Consider the following 20,189-nt stretch of genomic DNA (forward strand, 5'->3'; position numbering starts at 1 on the left):
TGGCAGGTCAGTGCGGCGCCGTCGGCGCTGCCGGCAGCCCGACGCCCAGCAGGTGCCGCACGCGCGGCGGCGTCTCGCGCGCATGGAAGCGCGTGATTTCGCGCTGCAGGTCGGCATCGGCGTGCGGCACGCGGCGGTGCTGGCGCAGGTGCTCGGCCCAGGACTCGACCAGGAACCATTCGGTCAGCAGTTCCGGATCGGCGGGGTCTTCCATCACGCCCCAGTTGAAGGCGCCGTCGCGCAGCCTCTCTTCCGAGAGCTTGTGCACCGCACGGAGGAAGGCATCGCGGTCCTCCGCGCGCACGCAGTATTCGATCAGGATCATCACCGGTCCGCGGTCGTGCGCGATCTCGTCGGCGCCTTCCGGCTCGGGCCAGTGCTGGGCGGGGGCGAGATCTTCTTCGCCGCGCGGCAGCCGCAGCCGGTGCAGCAGCAGCGCCGCGACCAGCAAGCCACCGGCGGCCACCAGCAGCCCGCCGGAGATGCCCAGCGCCTGCGCGACGAAGCCCCACACCAGGCTGCCTGCCGCCATCGCGCCGTTGAACACCATCTGGTAGACCGCCAGCGCGCGTCCGCGCACCCAGTTGGGCAGGATCGCCTGCGCCACGCCGCCCAGCGTGGTCAGCGCCGTGATCCACGCCGCGCCGAGGAACAGCAGCAGCGGCAGCGCCAGCCACACCGGCGGCGCGACGCACAGCGCCGCCATCACCACAGCGGTGACGATGGCCGACAGCAGCACCATGCCGTCGGCATCGAGGCGCCGCTGCAGCCGCGGCATCACCAGCGCGCCGAGGATCGCGCCCAGGCCCACCGCGCCCAGCAGCACGCCATAGAGGCTGGCGCCGCCCTTTAGCAGTTGCTTCGCCACCAGCGGCAACAAGGCCCAGATGCTGCTGCCGAAGGCGAAATGCACGGCCGCGCGCGCCAGCACGATATGCAGCTTGCTGTGCGCGCGGGTAAAGCGCAGCCCCGCGCGGAACGCGCCCAGGAAATGCTCGCGCAGCGGGTCGGCGGCGCGCTGCGGCCGCTTCCACCACAGCAGCGCGGCGATCACGAAGATATAGCTGACCAGGTCCACGCCATAGGTCGTGGCCGCGCCGAACGCCGCCAGCAGCAGGCCGCCGGCGGCGGGACCGATCGCGCGCGCGATATTGACGCCCAGCGCATTGAGCGCGACCGCGCGCTTGAGCTCTTGCTGCGGCACCAGCTCGGGCACGATCGATTGCCAGGTCGGGCCCATCATCGCCGCGCCGATGCCGCCGAGAAAGGCCATGCCGATCAGGATCTCGATCGTCAGCGCCTGGCGCCAGGCCAGCACCATCAGCGTGCCGCTGACCATGGCCAGACCCACCTGCACCGCGATCAGGAAGCGCCGGCGGTCGAGGATGTCGGACAGCACGCCGGCGGGGATTGCCAGCAGGAACACCGGCAGCGTGGCCGCGGCCTGGATCGTGGCGACCGCGGCGGGAGAGGTGGACAGGTCCGTGGCCAGCCAGGCGCTGGCCACGTCGCGCATGAAGCTGCCGATATTGCCGAGGATGGTTGCGGCCCACAGCACCGCGAAGGTGGCCTGCGCCAGCGGCGCGAAGGTGCCGCCGTTGGCGGGCGAGGGCGCGGGACGGAGTGCTTGTTCGGCCATGCTGGTTACCGGTCCGTTTGCGCAAGCTGCGTGCGCAGCGCGCGTTCGCGCAGGTCATGCCAGGCCACCAGCAGGAAGCCGCCCACCAGTCCCAGGTGCTCGAAGAAGGCATTGGCCATCATGAACCGCGCGTCGGGCGGTGCCTGCCAGAAGCGGTTGGCGACGAAGGTCGCGGCCAGCGTGAACGCCGCCAGCGCCAGCGCGCCCAGCCAGCGGCGCCAGCCGAGCAGGATCATGGCGCAGGCGCCCAGCTCCAGCACGATGGTGGCGATCGCCATCGGCACCGCCGGCGACAGGCCGAAGTGCTGCATCTCCGCGACCGCGCCGCCGAAGTCGGCCAGCTTGACCAGGCCGCCCTGCAGGTAGGCCGCGCACAGCAGCAACAGCGCCAGCCAGTGCAGCCAGCGCGGCAGCAGGGGCGTTGCCGCGCCGGCGGAGGGCGGCGTCAGCGTGGTGGTCGGTTCAGGCATGGCCGGTCTCCGGGTTGGGGGCGTGGTGAGTATGGGTGTGGTGCCCGGGATCAGAACGCCCAGCACGAGCAGCCGAGCGCGCCCCAGAAGGTGCTTTCGTCCGAGGTCGGCACGCTGGAAGTCCAGGCCCTGGCATGCGCGTGGCCGTGCACGCCGCAGCTGCTGGCGCAGCCGCACGCGGTGTTCATCGCCAGCTTGCGTGCCTGCGGCCGCGGCTGATAGCCGCCCACATGCCGCACCGGTGACCAGTCCGGCATCGGCGGCGGAATCTGCGGCGACAGCTTGCTGAAGTCGCCGTCGCCATAGACCACCTTGCCGCCGAGCACGGTCAGCACCGAGGCGATGTCCTGGATCTCGTCGCCCGGCACGCTGAAGTAATCCGCCGACAGCACCGCCAGGTCGGCGAGCTGGCCCACCTTGATCTGCCCTTTCTTGCCCACCTCGGACGAGAACCAGGTATTGGCCTCGGTCCACAGCCGCAGCGCGGTCTCGCGGTCGAGCAGGTTGGCCTGCGGGTACATCGCCATGCCGCCCACGGTCTTGCCGGTGGTCAGCCAGTACAGCGACACCCACGGGTTGTACGAGGCCACGCGCGTGGCATCGGTGCCGGCGCCGACCTTGACGCCTTTCTCCAGCATCTTCTTCACCGGCGGCGTCGCTTCGGCCGCGCGCGCGCCGTAGCGCTCGACGAAATACTCGCCCTGGTACGCCATGCGGTGCTGTACGGCGATGCCACCGCCGAGCGCGGCAATGCGGTCGATATTGCGGTCGGTGATGGTCTCGGCATGGTCGAAGAACCAGTTCAGGCCATCGAACGGAATGTCCTTGGCGACCTTCTCGTAGACGTCGAGCGCGCGCGAGATGGTCTGGTCATAGGTGGCATGGAGCCGCCACGGCCAGCGCTTTTCCGCCAGCAAGCGGATCACCGGCTCCAGGTCGGCTTCCATCGACGGCGCCATCTCGGGGCGCTCGACGCGGAAGTCTTCGAAGTCGGCCGCGGTGTAGACCAGCATCTCGCCGGCGCCGTTGTGGCGGTAGAGGTCGTCGCCCTGGCCGGGCCTGACCTTCGAGGTCCAGGTCTTGAAGTCGTTGAGCTCTTCCTTGGGCTTCTGCGTAAACAGGTTGTAGGCGAGCCGCACCGTCAGCTGCCCTTCCTTGTGCAGTTCCTCGATGATGCTGTAGTCCTCGGGGTAGTTCTGGTAGCCGCCGCCCGCATCGATCACGCCGGTGACGCCCAGCCGGTTCACCTCGCGCATGAAATGGCGGGTCGAGTTCTTCTGGTACTCCGGCGGCAGCTTCGGGCCCTTGGCCAGCGTCGCGTAAAGGATGGTGGCGTTGGGCTTGGCCAGCAGCAGGCCGGTCGGGTTGCCGCGCGCATCGCGCACGATCTCGCCGCCCGGCGGATTCGGCGTGTCCTTGGTGTAGCCCACGGCGCGCAGCGCGGCGCCGTTCAGGATGGCGCGGTCGTACAGGTGCAGGATGAACACCGGCGTATCGGGCGCCACGGCGTTCAGTTCCTCGATGGTCGGCAGGCGCTTTTCGACGAACTGGTGCTCGGTAAAGCCGCCCACCACGCGCACCCATTGCGGCGCAGGGGTACGCGCGACCTGGTCCTTCAGCATCCGCATCGCATCGGCCAGCGAGCGCACGCCGTCCCAGCGCAGCTCCATGTTGTAGTTCAGGCCGCCGCGGATGATATGCATGTGGCTGTCGATCAGCCCGGGAATGGCCCGCCGGCCATTCAGGTCGATGACCTTCGTCTGCGCCCCGGCCAGCTTCATGATGTCCTGGCGCGTGCCGACGCCGACAAAGCGGCCGTCACGCACGGCCACGGCATCGGCCTGCGGGTTGGACTTGTCGAGCGTGGCGAACTTGCCGTTGACGAGGATGAGGTCGGGGGTGCCTGGTGACATGGCGAAGATCTCCGAAGAGGCGCTCGCGCCGAGTGCGGCGGCGGAGGCGATGAATTGCCGGCGGGTAACTGACATAAGCTCAGGCGTTCAGGAAGGCCAGCAGGTCGGCATTGACCTGGTCGGCGTTGATCACGCACATGCCGTGCGAAGCACCCGGGTAGACCTTCAGCGTGGCGTCTTTCACGATCTCGGCCGACAGGCGCGCCGAATTGCCGATCGGCACGATCTGGTCGTCGTCGCCATGCAGGATCAGCGTCGGCACGTCGATCTTCTTCAGGTCCTCGGTGTAGTCCACCTCCGAGAACTCCCGGATGCAGGCGTACTGGCCAACGATGCCGCCGGCCATGCCCTGCGCCCAGAACGCATCGATGGTGCCCTGCGAGACCTGGGCGCCGTCGCGGTTGAAGCCGAAGAACGGCACCGCCAGGTCCCGGTAGAACTGCGAGCGGTTGTCGGCGACGCCCTTGCGGATGCCGTCGAATACCGCCATCGGCAGGCCGTTGGGGTAGGCCGTGGTCTTCAGCATCACCGGCGGCACCGCGCCGATCAGCACCGTCCTGGCCACGCGCCTGGTGCCATGGCGGCCGATGTAGTGCGCGACCTCGCCGCCGCCGGTGGAGTGGCCCACCAGCGTCGCATCCTTCAGGTCCAGCGCGTCCAGCAGCGCCGCCAGGTCGTCGGCATAGGTGTCCATGTCGTTGCCCTGCGCGGGCTGGTCCGAGCGGCCGTGGCCGCGGCGGTCATGGGCGATCACGCGGAAGCCCTGCTGCACCAGGAACAGCATCTGCGCATCCCAGGCATCGGCATTGAGCGGCCAGCCGTGCGAGAGCACGACCGGGCGGCCCGAGCCCCAGTCCTTGTAGAAAATCCGGGTACCGTCTTTGCTGGTAATAAAGCTCATGGTTCACCTTTGCGATGGAGGAGGACGACAGGAGGCGGCGAGATCGCCAGGCTTAGCGGGCCGGCACCGGCGCGATCGACTCGTGCGGCGTGGCGGTGCGTTGCGGGGCCTTGTGGACCATGGTGTAAGCGTAGTCGACGCCCATGCCGTAGGCACCGGAATGCTCCTTGACCAGTTTCATCACGGCGTCATAAGTGTCGCGCTGGGCCCAGTCGCGCTGCCATTCCAGCAGCACCTGCTGCCAGGTCACCGGCACGGCGCCGGCCTGCACCATGCGCTGCATGGCGTAGTCGTGCGCTTCCTTGCTGGTGCCGCCCGAGGCATCGGCCACCATGTAGATCTCGTAGTTGCCTTCCAGCATCGCGCACAGCGCGAAGGTGGTATTGCAGACCTCCGTCCACAGACCGGCGACGATCACCTTGTTGCGGCCGTTGGCCTTGAGCGCGTCGCGCACCTTCTGGTCGTCCCACGAGTTCATCGAGGTGCGCTCCAGCGTCTTCTGCTCCGGGAACACGTCCAGCAGTTCCGGATAGGTGAAGCCCGAGAACGACTCGCTCTCGACGGTGGTGATGGTCGTCGGGATATTGAAGATCCTGGCGGCCTTGGCCAGGCCGACCACGTTGTTCTTCATGGCCTGCCGGTCCATCGACTGCACGCCGAAGGCCATCTGCGGCTGATGGTCGATGATGATCAGCTGGCTGTTCTGCGGGGTGAGGACTTCGAGCTTCGGGTTGGACATGGTGTCGTTCCTTGGGAACAGGGTTGAGCCCGGGTGCGGTCCTTGCTTCAACGCAAGGCCGTAACGCGGGAGGGGGGCGGAGCAGGGCGGCGTGGTCGCGTGGCCGCAGCGCTGCCGGAAGGAAGACTAGTCGGTGCTGGCGCCAACGCAAATCGTATGTTCGTATTACCCGGCGGCGGCGCCCCGTGCCCAGGCATGGTGCGCGGTGCGCGGCGTACGCGCTGTCGCCGCACGCGCCCGCAACTAACACCATGGTATGGGTGCCCGGTGCATCACTGCCGTGAACCGATGACGGTCCTTGCGATGACATGCCCGCTGGTTATAATCCGCAACACCTTTCCGAGCGCACTGGAGACCTGACCGTGACATCACCGAGCCTGGAGCCAGCCGACACCAGTGCGAACGATGACGCGACGGTGCTGGTGGTCGACGACGATGCCGCGCTGCGCCGGGCGCTGGGCAACCTGTTCCGCTCGGTCGGCCTGAACGTGGCATTGTTCGCCTCGGCCGCCGAACTGCTGGCAACGCGCTTGCCCGATACGCCATGCTGCCTGCTGCTCGATGTCAGGCTGCGGGGGCAGAGCGGGCTTGACCTGCAGGCGCGGCTGGGCCAGCTGGGCGTCCATATCCCCATCATCTTCATGACCGGCTACGGCGACATCGCCATGACGGTCGCCGCCATGAAGGCCGGCGCCGAAGACTTCATGCCCAAGCCGTTCCGCGACCAGGACCTGCTCGATGCGGTCGCCGCCGCGCTGGAGAAAGACCGGCTGCGGCGCGCTGGAGTGCGCCAGCTCGACGCGTTGCGCGCCAGCTACCAGTCGCTGACGCCGCGCGAAGGCGAGGTCATGGGCCTGGCGGTGGCGGGGCTGCTCAACAAGCAGATCGCCGCGCAGATCGGCATCAGCGAGGTGACGGTGAAGATCCACCGCGGCCAGGCCATGCGCAAGATGAAGGCGCGCACCTTTGCCGAGCTGGTGCTGATGGCGCAGCAGCTGGGCCTGTGCAAGGTCGGCGGCTGAGCGCGCCGTGGCGCCCAGCCTGTCATCATTCCCGCCCCCATGACGCCTGGCATACCCGCGCATCGAAGCCCCGCACCGGTCTTTGACGACGCCTGGCTGGCGCGGGCCGCGCAGACCGTGCTGCACGTGTCGGACGGCATCGATTACCTGCAACTGTCGGACCCGGACACCGGGCTGCGCTATTTCGCCAGGCGTGCGCCGCTGGCCGACAGCGGGCCACTGCAGGAAGAAGCCCGGCTGGCGGGGCGCTTGCAGGCGGACTGGGCCGCGGTGCCGGTTGCCACGCTGCGCAGCGCAGAACAGATGGTGGTGGTGTATGGCGGCGCGCCCGTATCGACCCTCGCCGCGACGCTTGGCGATGCCAGGCTCCCGGTCGCCCGCTTCCTCGAACTGGCCATCGGCAGCGCGCGCGCCCTGGCGGGCGCGCATGCGCACGGCCTGCTGCATGGCGATATCCGGCCATACAACCTGCTCATCGACGATAGCGCCGATGACAGCGCCGACGACAGCGCCGGCGTGCGCCTGACCGGCTTCGACCATGCCACCGCGCTGGACGCCATGCCTTCCGTGGTGCCGCGCCCCGGCCCCGCATCGTGGCCATACCAGTCGCCCGAAGTGGCTCGCGCCGACCAGGCGCGCACCAGTGCCCGCTCTGACCTGTATTCGCTCGGCGTCACCTTCTACCGGATGCTGACCGGAACGCTGCCGTTCACGGCCGATTCGCCCGCGGCGTGGCAGCACGCCCATCTCGCCGTCGAACCCGTGCCGCCGCACGTGTGCGCCCCCGGCATCGCGCCGTTGCTGGGGGCGATCGTGCTCAGGCTGCTGGCCAAGGACCCGGCTGACCGCTATGCCGGCGCCATGTCGCTGCTCGCCGACCTGCTGCGCTGCCAGGCGGACTGGCGCGAACGCGGCGAGATCGCGCCGTTCAGGCTCGATGCCGCCGGTGCAACCTCGACGCTGAACGTGTCCGGCGAGCTCTTTGGTCGCGCGCGCGAAACCGCGCAGCTCGCCGATGCGCTGGCGCGCGTGCGCCATAGCGGCCAGTCCGAGCTGGTGCTGATCGCCGGCGCCGCCGGCACCGGCAAGTCGGCGCTGGCGGCGTGGCTGTCGTGCCAGGCGGGGCAGCAGGGCATGCGCTTTGCCAGCGGCAAGAGCGACCAGTTGCAGCTCGACATTCCGTACGCGCCGGTCGCGCAGATGATCCGCGCGCTGACGCTGCCGCTGCTGGGCGAGCCGGAAGCCGCGCTGGCGCCGGTGCGCGAGCGCTGGCTGGGCGCGCTCGCGGGCCAGGGCCGGGCCGTTGCCGTGCTGGTGCCCGAGGCGGAGCAGGTGCTGGGACGCACCGCACCGCTGGCCGACGTGCCGGCCCGGCAGGCGCAGGCGCGCGCGCAGCAGGCCATCCTTGCCACCTTCGCCACCTTTGCCGACCAGGGCGCGCCGCTGGTGCTGTGCTTCGATGACCTGCAATGGGCCGATGCGTCGACCATTGCGCTGCTCGAGGCCTTCACCACGCAGCGCCCGGGCAACCTGCTGCTGATCGCCGCCTATCGGGACCACGGCAACGAGGTCGAGCAGCGCTTCTCGTGGCTGCTGCACGCCAGCCGTGCCGGCGCGCTGCCGGTCACGCGCATCGCCGTGCGGCCCCTGGCCGTGTGGGAGCTGACCGAACTGGTGGCGGCCGCCCTCAACGAGCCGGCGCCGCGCGTGCAAGCGCTGGCGCAGTTGGTGCATGCGAAGACCGGCGGCAATCCCTTCTTCTCGTACCAGCTGTTGCGTGCGCTGGTCGACGACGCCGTGCTGGCCTACCGCGATGACCGCGACAGCCGCGCCGGCTGGCACTGGGACGAGGCCGATGCCGCGCAGCATCGCTACACCGACAGCGTGACCGACCTGATGACCCGCCGCTTCGCGCGGCTGCCGGAGGAAGGCACGGAGCTGCTCCGGCAGCTGGCTTGCGTGGGCATACGCTGCGAGCAAGACCTGCTCGCGTGCGTGGCGCAACTCGGCGCGGCGCAGCTCGGCGAGCGGCTGCGCCCCTTCGTCGATGCCGGCCTGCTGGTACGGAGCGAGGACGGCTATGCGTTCCAGCACGACCGCGTGCTGGAAGCCGCGTACGCCATGATCGAACCCCGCGCGCGCCCGGCCGCGCACGCGCGCATCGCAGCCATCATGATCGGGCACTGGCAGGGCGAGCTGGCCGCGCATGCCTTCGAGATCGGCAACCAGATCGAGCGCGCCGCCGGCCAGCCGCTGCCGGAGCCGCAACGCGTGGCCTTCGTGCAGGTGCTGCTGGTGGCGGCCAGGCGCGCCCGGCGCAGCGCGGCGATGGCGCAGGCGACGCGCTACACCGACGCGGCGTTCGCGCTGATGCAGCCATCATGGTGGACCACGCACTGCGCGCTGGCCTACGCCGCCAGCGTGCTGCACTGCGAATGCCTGCTGGCGCAGGCGCGGCTGGAGCCGGCCTCGCAGGAGATCGACGCGCTGCTCGCGCGCGACCTGCCGGCCGTGGACAAGGCTGCCGTGCATCGGCTCAAGGCCAGCCTGCAGACCGTGCGATCCGACTACGAGGGCGCGATCAACGCCGCGCTGTCGGGGCTGGCGCTGCTCGATATCCACCTGGAGCGCAGGCCCGGCCCCGCGCGTATGCGCGAGGCCTATGACGCGGTGAAGCAGGCGCTGGGCGGGCGCGCGATCGACAGCCTGGGGAGCCTGCCGGCCACCGAAGACAGCCGCATCCAGACCATCATGGGGCTGCTGTCGACGCTGATCTCGTCGCTGTTCGTGCGCGACGGCATCAGCTTCCTGCACGTGGCCAAGATGGTGGAGCTGACGCTTGCGCACGGCGCCACCGCGGAGTCGCCATACGGGTTGTCGTGGTTCGGCGTCTTTATCGCCAGCCTGTACGAGGAATACGAGGACGGCCTGGCCTACGGGCTGGCGGCGATGGACCTGGCCGACCGCCATGGCTACGAGGCCGAGCGCATCGCCACGCTGGTGGCGATCGACCAGGTCAGCGCCTGGACCCGGCCGCTGTCCTACGCGCTGGCGCATGCGCAGCGCGCGGTCACGCTGGGCCGCGCTTCCGGCGATATCGGCATGGCCTGCTATGCCTGCAACCATATCGCGTCCGACCTGCTCGCCATGGGCGAGCACCTGCGGCTGGTGGAGGAAGAGATCGGCCGCGGGCTGGCGCTGACGCGGCTGGTGCAGTACCGGGATATCGAGCTGATCCTGTATTCGCAGCACCATTTCCTGCGCCGGCTGCGCAGCGGCGACGAAGCGCAGCCGCAAGGCGAGGCCGTGCAGCAGATGAGCGCGGCGCAGCGGCTGGCGCGCGCCAACTCGCTGCCGACCCGGTTCTGGATCTGGCTCTACGACGGCATGGCGGCGGTGTTCCGGCAGGAATGGGACTACGCGGTGCGCAGCCTGCGCGAGGCCGAGACGCTGATCTGGTCGGCGCCGGCCCATATCAACGTCGCGGATTGCCGGCTGTATCTGGCCCTTGCGCTGTCGCACGCGACTACCGGAGCGGCGTCGGACGACGTCATGACCGAGGTAACCGCGCATCGCGATTGCTTTGCCCGCTGGGCCGCGCTGAACCCGCTCACCTTCCGCGGCAAGCTGGCGCTGGTCGATGCAGAGCTGGCGCGCATGCGCGGTGATTCGCTCCAGGCGCTGGCCGGCTACGAGCAGGCAGCGGCGGATGCCGCCGCGGCCGGATTCGTTCATGAGGCGGCGCTCGCGCACGAGCTGGCCGGCATGCTGTGCGAAGCGCGCGGCCTGCCGACCGCGGCCGCGCAGCACTGGCGCCTGGCCCATGCCGGCTACCGCCGCTGGGGCGCCGACCACAAGGCGATGCTGCTGGAGGCGCGCCATCCGCAACGCAATGTGGCGGGGCAAGACCACGGCGGCGCCGACGGCAAGCTCAGCGCGGGCCGCTGGGAGCTCGGCATGAAGACGGCCAGGGCGTTGTCCAGCGAGATCGTGATGGACCGGCTGATCCAAACGCTGATGACCCATGTGGTGGTCCATGCCGGCGCGCAATACGGCTTGCTGCTGCGGATGCGCGGCGAGCAGCCGATGATCGAGGCCTCGGCACGCGTGCTCGATGGCAAGGTGGCGGTGACGCTCGGCAGCGCGATGCCGAGCGAGCAGGCACTGCCGCTGGCGGTGCTCAACAGCGTGCTGCGCACCCGGCAGACGCTGGCGCTGGACGACGCCATGGTCGATGCCCCGTCGATCCGCACCAGGGGCGCGATTGCCGGCGGCCCGCGCTCGGTGCTGTGCCTGCCGCTGCTGCGCGGCGGCAGCCTGGTCGGCGTGTTCTACCTGGAAAACAGCCTGGCGCCGGCGGTGTTCGACGCCACCCGGATCGCGGAGCTCGAGGTGCTGGCGCCGCAGGTGGCGATCTCGCTCGAGACCGCGCGCCTGTACCAGCAGCTGATCGACGAAAGCAACCGCCGCGTCGCCGCCGAAATGCGGCTGCGCAGCGCCAGCTCGGCACTGGCGCGCACCTCGCACCTGACCGTGATGGGCGGCCTGGCCGCATCGATCGCGCATGAAGTGAACCAGCCGCTGACCGCCATCGTCGCCACCGTCGACGCCAGCCTGCGCTGGCTGAACCGGCCCAGGCCGGAGGTGGCCGAGGCGCTCGACGGCTTTACCGACATCAAGCAGTACGCGCTGCGCGCCGCCGATATCATCCGTGCGCTGCGCGCATTGGCCAGGCAAGTGCCGGCGGTTCTGGCGCCGCTGCATCCGGACGATGTCCTGCGTGAAGTACTGGAGATGGCGCGACTGGACATCGACGCGCGTGAGGTCCGGGTCGTCGCACGGCTGGCGGCGGGAGCCGCCGTGGTCGAAGCCGATCGGGTCCAGCTGCAGCAGGTAGTGCTGAACCTGATCACCAACGCGCTCGACGCCATGGCGCAGACCCCGCCCGCGCAGCGCGAGCTGATCGTGACCTCGTACCGCGAGCAGGACACCGTCGTCGTCAGCGTGCAGGACCACGGTGCGGGCATCCCCGATGACGTGCTGGGCCAGGTGTTCGATCCGTTCTTCACCACCAAGGAAGACGGCATGGGCATGGGCCTCGCCATCAGCCGCTCCATCATCGAGGCGCATGGCGGCACGCTGGAAGTGCGCAACCGGCGCAGTGGCGGCAGCGAATTCATGTTCCGGCTGCCGGTATGCGAGATGTTGCCGGCGGCGGAACCCTGAAAGAGCCACCGCCGCGGCGTTGCGGGGCGGTGGTTCTCTCGCGCCCCGCATTCCTTGCATCACCCGCAGTTCCCGTCCGCCACGCACAGCCCGTGCACCACCATCTCGCCCATGAAATCCATCGAGGCCTGGTCGGCGATGGCTTCGCGCAGCGCGTCCAGCGCGGCATCGTGGGGATCGCCGGCATTGCCCGCCTGCAGCGGGGTGTCGTGCCAGCGCCGCGGGATCGCGGCGGGATCGACATCGACCCCGGCCCCCGCGGCGAGTGCCGCCAGCACGGCGCTCTCCGCTTCGGCCAGCGCTTCGGCTGACAGGCCCTTGGTGCTTGCCGAGCCGAAGACGTCGAAGGCCTGGGCCGGCGGGCCGCCCGTCAGCTTCCATAGCGCCAGCTCGGTCAGCGGCGTGCAATTCACCGTGCGCCCGCCCAGCACCAGGCCGTGCAGGCGTTGCCGATTCGGTTCGCCCTGTGTGAGCCCGCTTACGAGCCCGCCCTCGCAGCGGACCATCAGCGCGCCGTTCGGCACGCCGGACAGGCGGAACGCGCCGCTGGCATCGGCCGTGGTGTGCCGCACCTGCCCTTGCGTGTCGCGCACCTGCACGGTGGCGCCGGCCAGCGCTGCACCGACAGCCGCGGTGCCGCTCACCTCCTGCGCGGGCTCATCCCCGCATGCCGCGACGGCCGCGACCCCGCATGCGAGCACGAGGTGGCGCCAGTGTCGAAGTTGCTTGCCCATGGTATCGGTGCTCACGGAGCCAGGTTGGCCAGCTCGCGGCGCGAGCGGTTGAACAAGCCGCGCGCCAGCGGCGTCGGGCGGAAGTCGACGTCGAGCGGCGAGATGGTGATGTACTTCGCCAGGAAGGCGGGCGTCTCGGCGGTCTTCGCCAGCGCGGCCAGTTCGGTCTCCGCCGCGCCCACGTCGATCGAGACGGTGTTGTCGGGATTGCGCTTGTAGGCCGTGGTAAAGGAATCCACGGTGCCGGGCACGGTCAGGCGCACGCCGGCGGGGGTGCCGCCGACCGGATAGTTGATGCTGAGCGGGTGGGCCACGGGCAGCAGCGGCTGGCCGGCGGGGCGGCTGGCCTCCAGGGTCGCGACCACGCGGGCCAGGAAGGCGCCGGCCTTCGGGAACGCGGCGATGGTAGCCGGGAAGCCCGAGCGTGCCTCGGCAAAGTCCACGCCCACGCTCAGCGCGATGGCGGGCACGCCGCGGCGCGCGGCGAACAGCACGTTCATCACCGTGCCCGAATGCGGGATGGAATCCGACAGGTTCTCGCCGAAGTTGGCGCCCGATACCACCAGGTCCGGCGTGAAGCCGCTTTCCGGCGCGACGATCTTCAGGCCCATGGCGGTGGCGTCGACCGGCGAACCGGTGCCGATATAGTCCGGATTGGTGCTGTTGAGCGCGCTGCCCGCGACAAAGGTGGGCTTGACCCGGTGCACGCAGAAGGTATCGGCGCTGCCGGCGAGCGGGTCCAGCACCAGCCGGGTACGGCCATCTGGCGGGGCATAGGCGGCGCCCGAGCCGCTCTGGTTGGTGGCGGGGCCGACCGTGATCACGCGGTGGCCGGCGTCCTGCAGGGCCTTGCGCACCGCGGTGATGCCTGGCGCGGCGCAGCCGTCGTCATTGGTCAGCAGGACATTGAGGGCGTGGGCCGGGCTGGACGCGACGGCCAGTGCCATGGCAGCAAAGGCGAAGCCGGCAAGCCGCGGGCGGGCACGAAGTCTGAGCATGGGTACCTGTCTCCTCTTTCTTTGTGGGACTGTCATTCCCCTTCGGGGATAAAGTCACTGGGTTCCCGCCTTCGCGGGAACGACTGTGGTTAACGGAACGGCATTACCGGTGGGCCGCGCGGGAGGGAAAGCGGTGCGGTCCTTACGCGACCGGCAGGCCACGCGCGCGCGCCAGCGTGATCGCCGTGTCCTCGATCATGTCTTCCTGGCCGCCTACCAGCCGCTGCCGGCCGAGCTCCACCAGGATCTCGCGCGCGGGAATGCGGTACTTGGCCTCGGCGCGCTTGGCAAACAGCAGGAACGACGAATACACCCCGGCATAGCCCAGCGTGAGCGCATCGCGGTCGATGCGGATGGGGTGGTCCATGATCGGCACCACCAGCTCCTCGGCCACGTCGGCGATGCGGAATACGTCGACGCCGGTCTCGATGCCCATGCGCTCGCACACGGCCACCAGCACTTCCATCGGCGTGTTGCCGGCGCCGGCGCCCAGGCCCGCCGCCGCGGCATCGATGCGGGTCGCGCCGCATGCGATCGCGGCGAGCGAATTGGCCACGCCCATGGCCAGGTTGTGGTGGCCGTGGAAGCCCAGCTCTGTCTCCGGGCGCAGCGCCTGCCGCACCGCGGTGAGCTTCTCGGTGACATCGTGCGGCAGCATGTGGCCGGCGGAGTCGGTGATGTACAGGCAGTTGGCGCCGTAGCTTTCCATCAGCAGCGCCTGCTGCACCAGCGTCTGCACCGGTGCCATGTGCGCCATCATCAGGAAGCCGACGGTGTCCATGCCGAGCTTGCGCGCCATGCCGATATGCTGTTCCGAGACATCGGCCTCGGTGCAGTGCGTGGCAACGCGGATGGTCTGCACGCCGATCTCGTGCGCCATGCGCAGGTGGTCGACGGTGCCGATGCCGGGCAGCAGCAGCGCCGACACGCGCGCCTGCTTCAGCTCGCCCAGCACCGCGCGCAGGTATTCCTCGTCGCTGTGCGCGGGGAAGCCGTAGTTGACCGAGGCGCCGCCCAGGCCATCGCCGTGGGTGACTTCGATCAGCGGCACGCCGGCGGCATCGAGCCCGCGGGCGATGCCTTTCATCTGCTCCAGCGAGATCTGGTGGCGCTTCGGATGCATGCCGTCGCGCAGGGTCATGTCGTGCAGGGTGATGCGTTGGGCCATGGCCGGGCTCCTCAGGCAGTGGCGGTTTCGGGGTTGCCGGCGCGCATGGCGGCGGCGATGCATTCGGCGGTCCTGGCGGCCGAGGCGGTCATGATGTCGAGGTTGCCGGCGTACTTGGGCAGGTAGTCGCCCAGTCCTTCCACCTCAAGGAAGATCGAGACGCGCTTGCCGTCGAACACGGGGCCGTTCTTCAGCGTGTAGCCGGGCACGTACTTGCGCACCTCGGCGATCATGTCGTGCACGGACGCGGTGATGGCGGCAACGTCCGGCGCGTCTTCGGTCAGGCAGTGGATGGTGTCGCGCATGATCAGCGGCGGCTCGGCCGGGTTGATCACGATGATCGCCTTGCCCTGGCGCGCGCCGCCCACGGCCTCGATCGCGCCCGCGGTGGTGCGCGTGAACTCGTCGATATTGCGGCGCGTGCCGGGCCCGACCGAGCGCGACGACACCGTCGCCACGATCTCGCCATACGCCACCGGCTGCACGCGCGATACCGCATAGACCATCGGGATGGTGGCCTGCCCGCCGCAGGTGACCATGTTGACGTTCATCTCGTTGCTGCCGATATGGGCCTCGAGGTTGACCGGCGGCACGCAGAACGGCCCGATCGCCGCCGGCGTCAGGTCGATCACGCGCACGCCGCGCGCGGTCAGCCTGGCCGAGTGCTCGGCATGGACATAGGCCGAGGTGGCATCGAAGGCGATGCGGATATCGTCGGCCTCCAGGTGCGGCAGCAGGCCATCGATGCCGTCGCTGGTGGTCTTCAGCCCCACCTCGCGCGCACGCGCCAGGCCTTCGGAGCCCGGCTCGACGCCGACCATCCAGACCGGTTCCAGGATGTCGCTGCGGCGCAGCTTGTAGAGCAGGTCGGTGCCGATATTGCCGGGACCGATCAGGGCGCATCGGATCTTGTTCATGGTGTTTGGGATCGCAAGGTCAGACAGTCAGGAGAACACGGCGGCGCAGCCGCCGATGCCAGTGATATGCATGGACAGGCGGTCGCCCGCCTGCACGGGAATCAGCGCCGCCAGCGAGCCCGACAGGATGGTCTCGCCGGCGAGCAGGGGAATGCCGTAGCTGCCCAGGGTGTTGGCCAGCCACGCCACCGCGTCGGCGGGGTGGCCCAGTGCGGCGCTGCCCAGGCCGGTGGCGACGCATTCGCCGTTCTTGTCGAGCGTCATCGCACAGGCGGCCAGGTCCACCGCTAGCGGGCTCACGCGCTCGTCGCCGAGCACATAGACGCCGCACGAGGCGTTGTCGGCAACGGTGTCCTCGATGCGGATGCGCCAGTCGCGGATGCGCGAATCGACAATCTCGAAGCAGGCTGCCACCGCCTCGGTGGCGTCGAGCACGTCGTCGCGCGTCACGCCCGGGCCGCGCAGGTCGCGCCGCAGGAAGAAGGCGATCTCGCCCTCGGCGCGCGGCTGGATCAGCGACGCGGTGGGAATGGGCTGGCCGGCGGCGTAGTGCATGCTCTGCAGCAGGATGCCGAAGTCGGGCTGGTGCACGTCCAGCATCTGCTGCACGGCGGCGCTGGTCACGCCGATCTTCTTGCCGGTGACGCGGTCGCCGGCCGCCAGCCGGTGGGCGACAAAGCCCTGCTGGATGCGGTAGGCAGCGCCGACATCCAGCGCCAGGCCGCGGCCGCTGAGCGGCGGCACCGGCGTGCGCGTGACCAGCGCCTGGTGGAGTTCGTTGCTGAGCGTGGTGATCAGGTCGGCGTTCATGGCAGGGAGCAGGGCAGAAAGCAGGGCGGTCCGCGCGGCCGTGCAGGCGGTGCGGACCGGGGCGCGGGTCAGAACGAATACTTGGCGTTGAAGGCCACGTAGTCGCGGTCGGCCAGCGGGCGGTTGACGATATTGGCGCCGCCGATGAACGCGGCGTAGGTCAGGTTGAGCTCCAGGTTGTTCAGGTACTTGAAGGTCAGCCCGACGCTGGCGCGCTTGTCGCCATAGCCCATCAGCGTGCCGAAGGCGCCGGCCACCGCCGACTTGCCGCTGAACTGCTGCGCATAGGTCAGCGGCACGGTCATGTCCCAGCCGTCGAACACGTTGTTGTAGGTCAGCGACCAGCCCACCTGGAACGCCGCCGAGTTGCGCGTGTTCGCCAGCTTGCTGAAGCCCATCACGGGGTCCACGTCCAGCACGTGCAGGTACGAGACTTCGCCCAGCAGCGACTGCGAGTCGGCGAGGAAGGTCGGCCCCACCGAATAGATCGCCGACAGCTGGCCCTGCAGCGCCTTGCCGCGCGAGGCGGTGGGCGACCCCGCCACGTCCACCAGCATCGGCACGCCGTCCTTGTAGCTGACTTCGCCGGCGACGTTGGCGCCGAGCAGCTGCGTCGAGAAGCTGGCGCCGGTCAGGTTGATGCCGCCGTAGAACTTCTGCTGGTACTGCAGCGTGGGGAACAGCGAAGTGACCACGCTCGGGTTCTTGTCGTGGTAGCGCAGCTGGTAGATGCCGATCTCGGTGTCCTCGAACACGCGGAAGCGCGCGCCGACACCCCATTGGCCCCAGTCGGACGGGCGGATATCCGGGCCACGCGGGATGTTGAAGCCGGGCCCGATGATGAACTCGGCGCCGGGCCCGACCACGTCGGTGGTGCTGAAATAGCTGCCCGGCGCGAACATCTGGTTCGGCTTGTAGGTGAACTGGTAATAGCCCATCAGGCTGAATGTCGGCGTCACCTGCAGCTGCAGCGAGGCCTGTGGCACTGGCAGCAGGATGTCCTTGACCTCGGCGCCGGGCACGAAGGCCTTGGTCGCATCGGCGGGCCCTTGCGCGCCGGCGATGTTGGCGAAGAACAGGCTCTCGCCCCAGGCCACCACCTGGTTGCCCAGCTTGAAGCTCAGCTTCGTGCCGCCGATCGGCGTGGCGCCGTAGACATAGGCATCGAGCAGCTGTGCGCGGTGCTCGTGGTAGTCCTTCGCCGACTCGGTGAACTGGTTGAACGGCCCGCTGTGGTTGACCGTGAACGGCGCGTTGTTGGAGTTGGTACCGCTGTAGGCCCAGTCGTAGAACACGCTGCCGCGCAGCAGCGCACCGAATTCGCCGCGCTTCAGGTGCGCTTCGCCCAGCAGCGAGACGCGGTTCGCGGTCATGTCGCCGCGCTTGAAGTTGCGGTCGCCGTCGTCGCCATTGATATTGGCCGGGCTCAGCAGCGCGTCGCTCTGGCGGCCGGTGCGCAGCGCCGCGCCGTAGGACGCGGTGACGCTGTAGTCGAGCGTGGTGTCGTTGCCGAAGTCGATGGTGTCGCCGGCTTGCGCGGGCTGCGCAAGCAGCGCGGCCAGCGCCATCAGGGCCGCTGCCGCGGCGATGGGCCGCAGCCGGTTGCGGCGCTGCTGTGGCCCGCGTGGTGGTTGGTGCATGGTGGTCTCCCCGTGAAATCGGTGTTGGTTCATTGCCTGGCACTTCGATCGGCCCTCGCCTGGACGAGAAGCGTAGAGAGGGGGAGCCATGCACAAATCGGCAGAACGGACTAGGCGCTTACCCTACGGGCAGCGGCTCGGGTGCGACTCAGGTGCGACCCGGGTGCGACTCAGGTGCGATTGATCGAGGCCGCGTCGAGAAAGGCCGGCCGTTCGCCGCCGCCATCGATGACGAGATTGGCGCCGCTCACGTACGAGGCCTGGGGCGACGCCAGGAACAGGCAGGCGGCGGCGATGTCGTCCGGCAGCGCCAGCCGGCCCAGCGGCACCGTCGCCGCCATGCTGCGCAAGGCCGCCGGATCGCCGTAGTGCTGCTGCTGCGAGGTATCGGTCAGCACCATGCCCGGGCTCACCGCGGCCACGCGCACGCGCGGCGCCCATTCCACCGCGAGCGTGCGCACCGCGTTGAGGATGCCCGCCTTGGCGGCGCCGTAGGCCGCGGTGCCGGGCGACGGGCGCAGCGCACTGACGCTGCCGACGAACAGCTGGGTGCCGCCGCCGGCCTGTTGCTGCATGCGCGCATTGCAGCGCTGGGCCAGCTGCAGCGGCGCCACCAGGTTGAGCCGGATCACCGACTCGAGCAGCCGCGGCGAGGCATCGGCGACCAGCGCGAACGGCGCGCCGCCGGCGTTGTGTACCACCACGTCCAGCGTCGGGCTTGCCTGCGCGATCTGCGCCAGCATGGCGTCGGCCTGTTCCAGGTCGCGGATGTCCGCGGCAATGAAGCGGGCGCAGCGGCCGTCCGCGGCCGGCAGTTCGCTGTCGTCGGCGGGCGCGGTGCGGCCGCACACGAACACCTGCGCGCCGGCGCGCAGGAAGGCCTCGCTGATGGCGCGGCCGATGCCGCGCATGCCGCCGGTGACCAGCACGGTCTGGCCGGTGTATTCGAATCCTGTCATGGGCTTGCCCCGTTTTGCATGGAGCGCCCATCGTAGGAGAAGTGGCGCGGGGGCTCGTAGTCCGAATGAACGATGCCCACGGCGGTGGCGCTGCGCAAGATGCTGGCAAACCAAGGGAGACGCCCTCATGTCCGCTACCTCGCAGCACACGCCCTCGACACCTCCGTCCACCTCCACCAAGCCAGCTTCGCTCCACCCCAACCTGCCGGTGGGACGCTTCATCACCACCGCCACGGGCCTGCGCCTGCACTGCCTGGATGCCGGCGCCGGCGAGCCGGTGGTCTTTATCCACGGCAGCGGACCGGGCGCGAGCGGGCACAGCAACTTCCGCCACAACGTGCCGGCGTTTGCCGCGGCGGGCTTCCGCACCGTGGTGGTGGACCTGCCGGGCTACGGGCTGTCGTCCAAGCCGGACGATGTCGAATACACGCTGGACTTCTTCGTCGCCGCGTTGCGCGAGCAGCTGTTGGCGCTGGAACTGCCGCGCTGCGTGCTGGTGGGAAATTCGCTGGGTGGCGCCATCGCGCTGCAGTACGCACTCGATTATCCCGAGCATGTCAGCCGCCTGGTGATGATGGCGCCCGGCGGCGTGGAAGAGCGCGAGACTTATTTCCAGATGGCCGGGATCCAGCGCATGGTGTCGCTGTTCACCGGCGGCCACATGAACCCCGACACCATGCGCCAGCTGCTGCAATTGCTTGTGCACGACGCCGGCCTGGTCACGGACGCGCTGGTCGACGAGCGCATGGCGGTATGCCGCGAGCAGCCGCGCGAGGTGCTGGCCACCATGAAGGTGCCCAACCTGACCGAACGCCTGGGCGAGATCCGCTGCCCGGTGCTGGGCTTCTGGGGCACCGAGGACCAGTTCAATCCCGCCTCGGGCGCGGCGAAGTTCCTGAGCGGCTGCGCCGATGCGCGCTTTGTCATGATCAACCGCTGCGGCCACTGGGTGATGGTCGAGCACGCGGCGTATTTCAACCGCGAATGCCTGGGCTTCCTGGCCGATACCGCACCGGGCGGCACGGCATAATGTCCTCCACCCAAAAGACAAAT

At 69.4% G+C, this 20,189-nt stretch carries 15 protein-coding genes; 3 read left to right on the plus strand and 12 right to left on the minus strand.

Going from position 1 to position 20,189, the window contains the following annotated elements; translation table 11 throughout:
- Nucleotides 1-7: 7 nt before the first annotated feature.
- The 5 genes from ACEI37_RS08230 to ACEI37_RS08250 all read right to left on the minus strand — a co-directional run bounded on the left by ACEI37_RS08230 (nt 8) and on the right by ACEI37_RS08250 (nt 5,662).
- A complete protein-coding gene (locus ACEI37_RS08230) occupies nt 8-1,639 on the minus strand; it encodes an MFS transporter (protein WP_373376248.1) in 1,632 nt (543 codons plus the stop codon).
- 5 nt (nt 1,640-1,644) lie between these two features.
- Nucleotides 1,645-2,109 (minus strand): DoxX family protein, encoded by a 465-nt coding sequence (locus ACEI37_RS08235; protein ID WP_373376249.1) that lies wholly within the window; start codon nt 2,107-2,109, stop codon nt 1,645-1,647.
- Between the two features lie 50 nt (nt 2,110-2,159).
- On the minus strand, nt 2,160-4,022 hold the full coding sequence (locus ACEI37_RS08240; RefSeq protein WP_373376250.1) for an amidohydrolase: 1,863 nt from the start codon (nt 4,020-4,022) through the stop codon (nt 2,160-2,162).
- A 79-nt stretch (nt 4,023-4,101) separates the two neighbouring features.
- The gene (locus tag ACEI37_RS08245; protein ID WP_373376251.1) at nt 4,102-4,923 is read right to left on the minus strand and encodes an alpha/beta fold hydrolase; all 822 of its coding nucleotides are present in this window, start codon (nt 4,921-4,923) and stop codon (nt 4,102-4,104) included.
- 52 nt (nt 4,924-4,975) lie between these two features.
- A complete protein-coding gene (locus ACEI37_RS08250; protein ID WP_373376252.1) occupies nt 4,976-5,662 on the minus strand; it encodes a hydrolase in 687 nt (228 codons plus the stop codon).
- A gap of 362 nt (nt 5,663-6,024) precedes the next feature.
- Here ACEI37_RS08250 and ACEI37_RS08255 point away from each other — a divergent pair, with 362 nt between their 5' ends.
- Together ACEI37_RS08255 and ACEI37_RS08260 are read left to right on the plus strand one after the other, a co-directional pair.
- On the plus strand, nt 6,025-6,684 hold the full coding sequence (locus ACEI37_RS08255; protein ID WP_373376253.1) for a response regulator transcription factor: 660 nt from the start codon (nt 6,025-6,027) through the stop codon (nt 6,682-6,684).
- A 39-nt stretch (nt 6,685-6,723) separates the two neighbouring features.
- A complete protein-coding gene (locus tag ACEI37_RS08260) occupies nt 6,724-11,910 on the plus strand; it encodes an AAA family ATPase (RefSeq protein ID WP_373376254.1) in 5,187 nt (1,728 codons plus the stop codon).
- A 59-nt stretch (nt 11,911-11,969) separates the two neighbouring features.
- Here ACEI37_RS08260 and ACEI37_RS08265 read toward each other — a convergent pair whose 3' ends face one another.
- From ACEI37_RS08265 to ACEI37_RS08295, 7 genes are all read right to left on the minus strand, one after another.
- Nucleotides 11,970-12,659 carry a hypothetical protein gene (locus ACEI37_RS08265; protein ID WP_373376255.1) on the minus strand — a complete coding sequence of 230 codons (690 nt, stop codon included), beginning with the start codon at nt 12,657-12,659 and terminating at the stop codon, nt 11,970-11,972.
- Entirely contained in the window at nt 12,656-13,642 is a 987-nt protein-coding gene (gene surE / locus ACEI37_RS08270) for a 5'/3'-nucleotidase SurE (RefSeq protein ID WP_373376256.1), read from the minus strand. Before surE ends, ACEI37_RS08265 begins: the two co-directional genes overlap by 4 nt.
- 142 nt (nt 13,643-13,784) lie before the next feature.
- Nucleotides 13,785-14,810, minus strand: coding sequence for a 4-hydroxy-2-oxovalerate aldolase (gene dmpG / locus ACEI37_RS08275; RefSeq protein ID WP_373376257.1), 1,026 nt, complete (start codon nt 14,808-14,810; stop codon nt 13,785-13,787).
- 11 nt (nt 14,811-14,821) lie between these two features.
- The gene (locus ACEI37_RS08280) at nt 14,822-15,727 is read right to left on the minus strand and encodes an acetaldehyde dehydrogenase (acetylating) (RefSeq protein WP_373376258.1); all 906 of its coding nucleotides are present in this window, start codon (nt 15,725-15,727) and stop codon (nt 14,822-14,824) included.
- A 27-nt stretch (nt 15,728-15,754) separates the two neighbouring features.
- Nucleotides 15,755-16,537 carry a 2-oxopent-4-enoate hydratase gene (gene dmpE / locus ACEI37_RS08285; RefSeq protein WP_373376259.1) on the minus strand — a complete coding sequence of 261 codons (783 nt, stop codon included), beginning with the start codon at nt 16,535-16,537 and terminating at the stop codon, nt 15,755-15,757.
- 68 nt (nt 16,538-16,605) lie between these two features.
- A complete protein-coding gene (locus ACEI37_RS08290; RefSeq protein ID WP_373376260.1) occupies nt 16,606-18,177 on the minus strand; it encodes a DUF1302 domain-containing protein in 1,572 nt (523 codons plus the stop codon).
- A 170-nt stretch (nt 18,178-18,347) separates the two neighbouring features.
- Nucleotides 18,348-19,136 (minus strand): SDR family oxidoreductase, encoded by a 789-nt coding sequence (locus ACEI37_RS08295; protein WP_373376261.1) that lies wholly within the window; start codon nt 19,134-19,136, stop codon nt 18,348-18,350.
- Between the two features lie 127 nt (nt 19,137-19,263).
- Here ACEI37_RS08295 and ACEI37_RS08300 point away from each other — a divergent pair, with 127 nt between their 5' ends.
- The gene (locus ACEI37_RS08300) at nt 19,264-20,166 is read left to right on the plus strand and encodes an alpha/beta fold hydrolase (protein ID WP_373376262.1); all 903 of its coding nucleotides are present in this window, start codon (nt 19,264-19,266) and stop codon (nt 20,164-20,166) included.
- Nucleotides 20,167-20,189: the final 23 nt, after the last annotated feature.

Origin of the sequence: Cupriavidus nantongensis (genome assembly GCF_041726985.1) — a bacterium.
In the GTDB taxonomy this organism is placed as follows: domain Bacteria; phylum Pseudomonadota; class Gammaproteobacteria; order Burkholderiales; family Burkholderiaceae; genus Cupriavidus; species Cupriavidus nantongensis_A.

Excerpts from the sequence above, each read along its gene's own strand:
- ACEI37_RS08230 (WP_373376248.1), bottom strand. The coding sequence starts at position 1,639 with ATGGCCGAACAAGCACTCCGTCCCGCGCCCTCGCCCGCCAACGGCGGC.
- surE (WP_373376256.1), bottom strand. The coding sequence starts at position 13,642 with ATGCTCAGACTTCGTGCCCGCCCGCGGCTTGCCGGCTTCGCCTTTGCT.
- ACEI37_RS08240 (WP_373376250.1), bottom strand. The coding sequence starts at position 4,022 with ATGTCACCAGGCACCCCCGACCTCATCCTCGTCAACGGCAAGTTCGCC.
- ACEI37_RS08295 (WP_373376261.1), bottom strand. The coding sequence starts at position 19,136 with ATGACAGGATTCGAATACACCGGCCAGACCGTGCTGGTCACCGGCGGC.
- ACEI37_RS08300 (WP_373376262.1), top strand. The coding sequence starts at position 19,264 with ATGTCCGCTACCTCGCAGCACACGCCCTCGACACCTCCGTCCACCTCC.
- ACEI37_RS08235 (WP_373376249.1), bottom strand. The coding sequence starts at position 2,109 with ATGCCTGAACCGACCACCACGCTGACGCCGCCCTCCGCCGGCGCGGCA.
- dmpG (WP_373376257.1), bottom strand. The coding sequence starts at position 14,810 with ATGGCCCAACGCATCACCCTGCACGACATGACCCTGCGCGACGGCATG.
- dmpE (WP_373376259.1), bottom strand. The coding sequence starts at position 16,537 with ATGAACGCCGACCTGATCACCACGCTCAGCAACGAACTCCACCAGGCG.
- ACEI37_RS08260 (WP_373376254.1), top strand. The coding sequence starts at position 6,724 with ATGACGCCTGGCATACCCGCGCATCGAAGCCCCGCACCGGTCTTTGAC.
- ACEI37_RS08245 (WP_373376251.1), bottom strand. The coding sequence starts at position 4,923 with ATGAGCTTTATTACCAGCAAAGACGGTACCCGGATTTTCTACAAGGAC.
- ACEI37_RS08250 (WP_373376252.1), bottom strand. The coding sequence starts at position 5,662 with ATGTCCAACCCGAAGCTCGAAGTCCTCACCCCGCAGAACAGCCAGCTG.
- ACEI37_RS08280 (WP_373376258.1), bottom strand. The coding sequence starts at position 15,727 with ATGAACAAGATCCGATGCGCCCTGATCGGTCCCGGCAATATCGGCACC.
- ACEI37_RS08290 (WP_373376260.1), bottom strand. The coding sequence starts at position 18,177 with ATGCACCAACCACCACGCGGGCCACAGCAGCGCCGCAACCGGCTGCGG.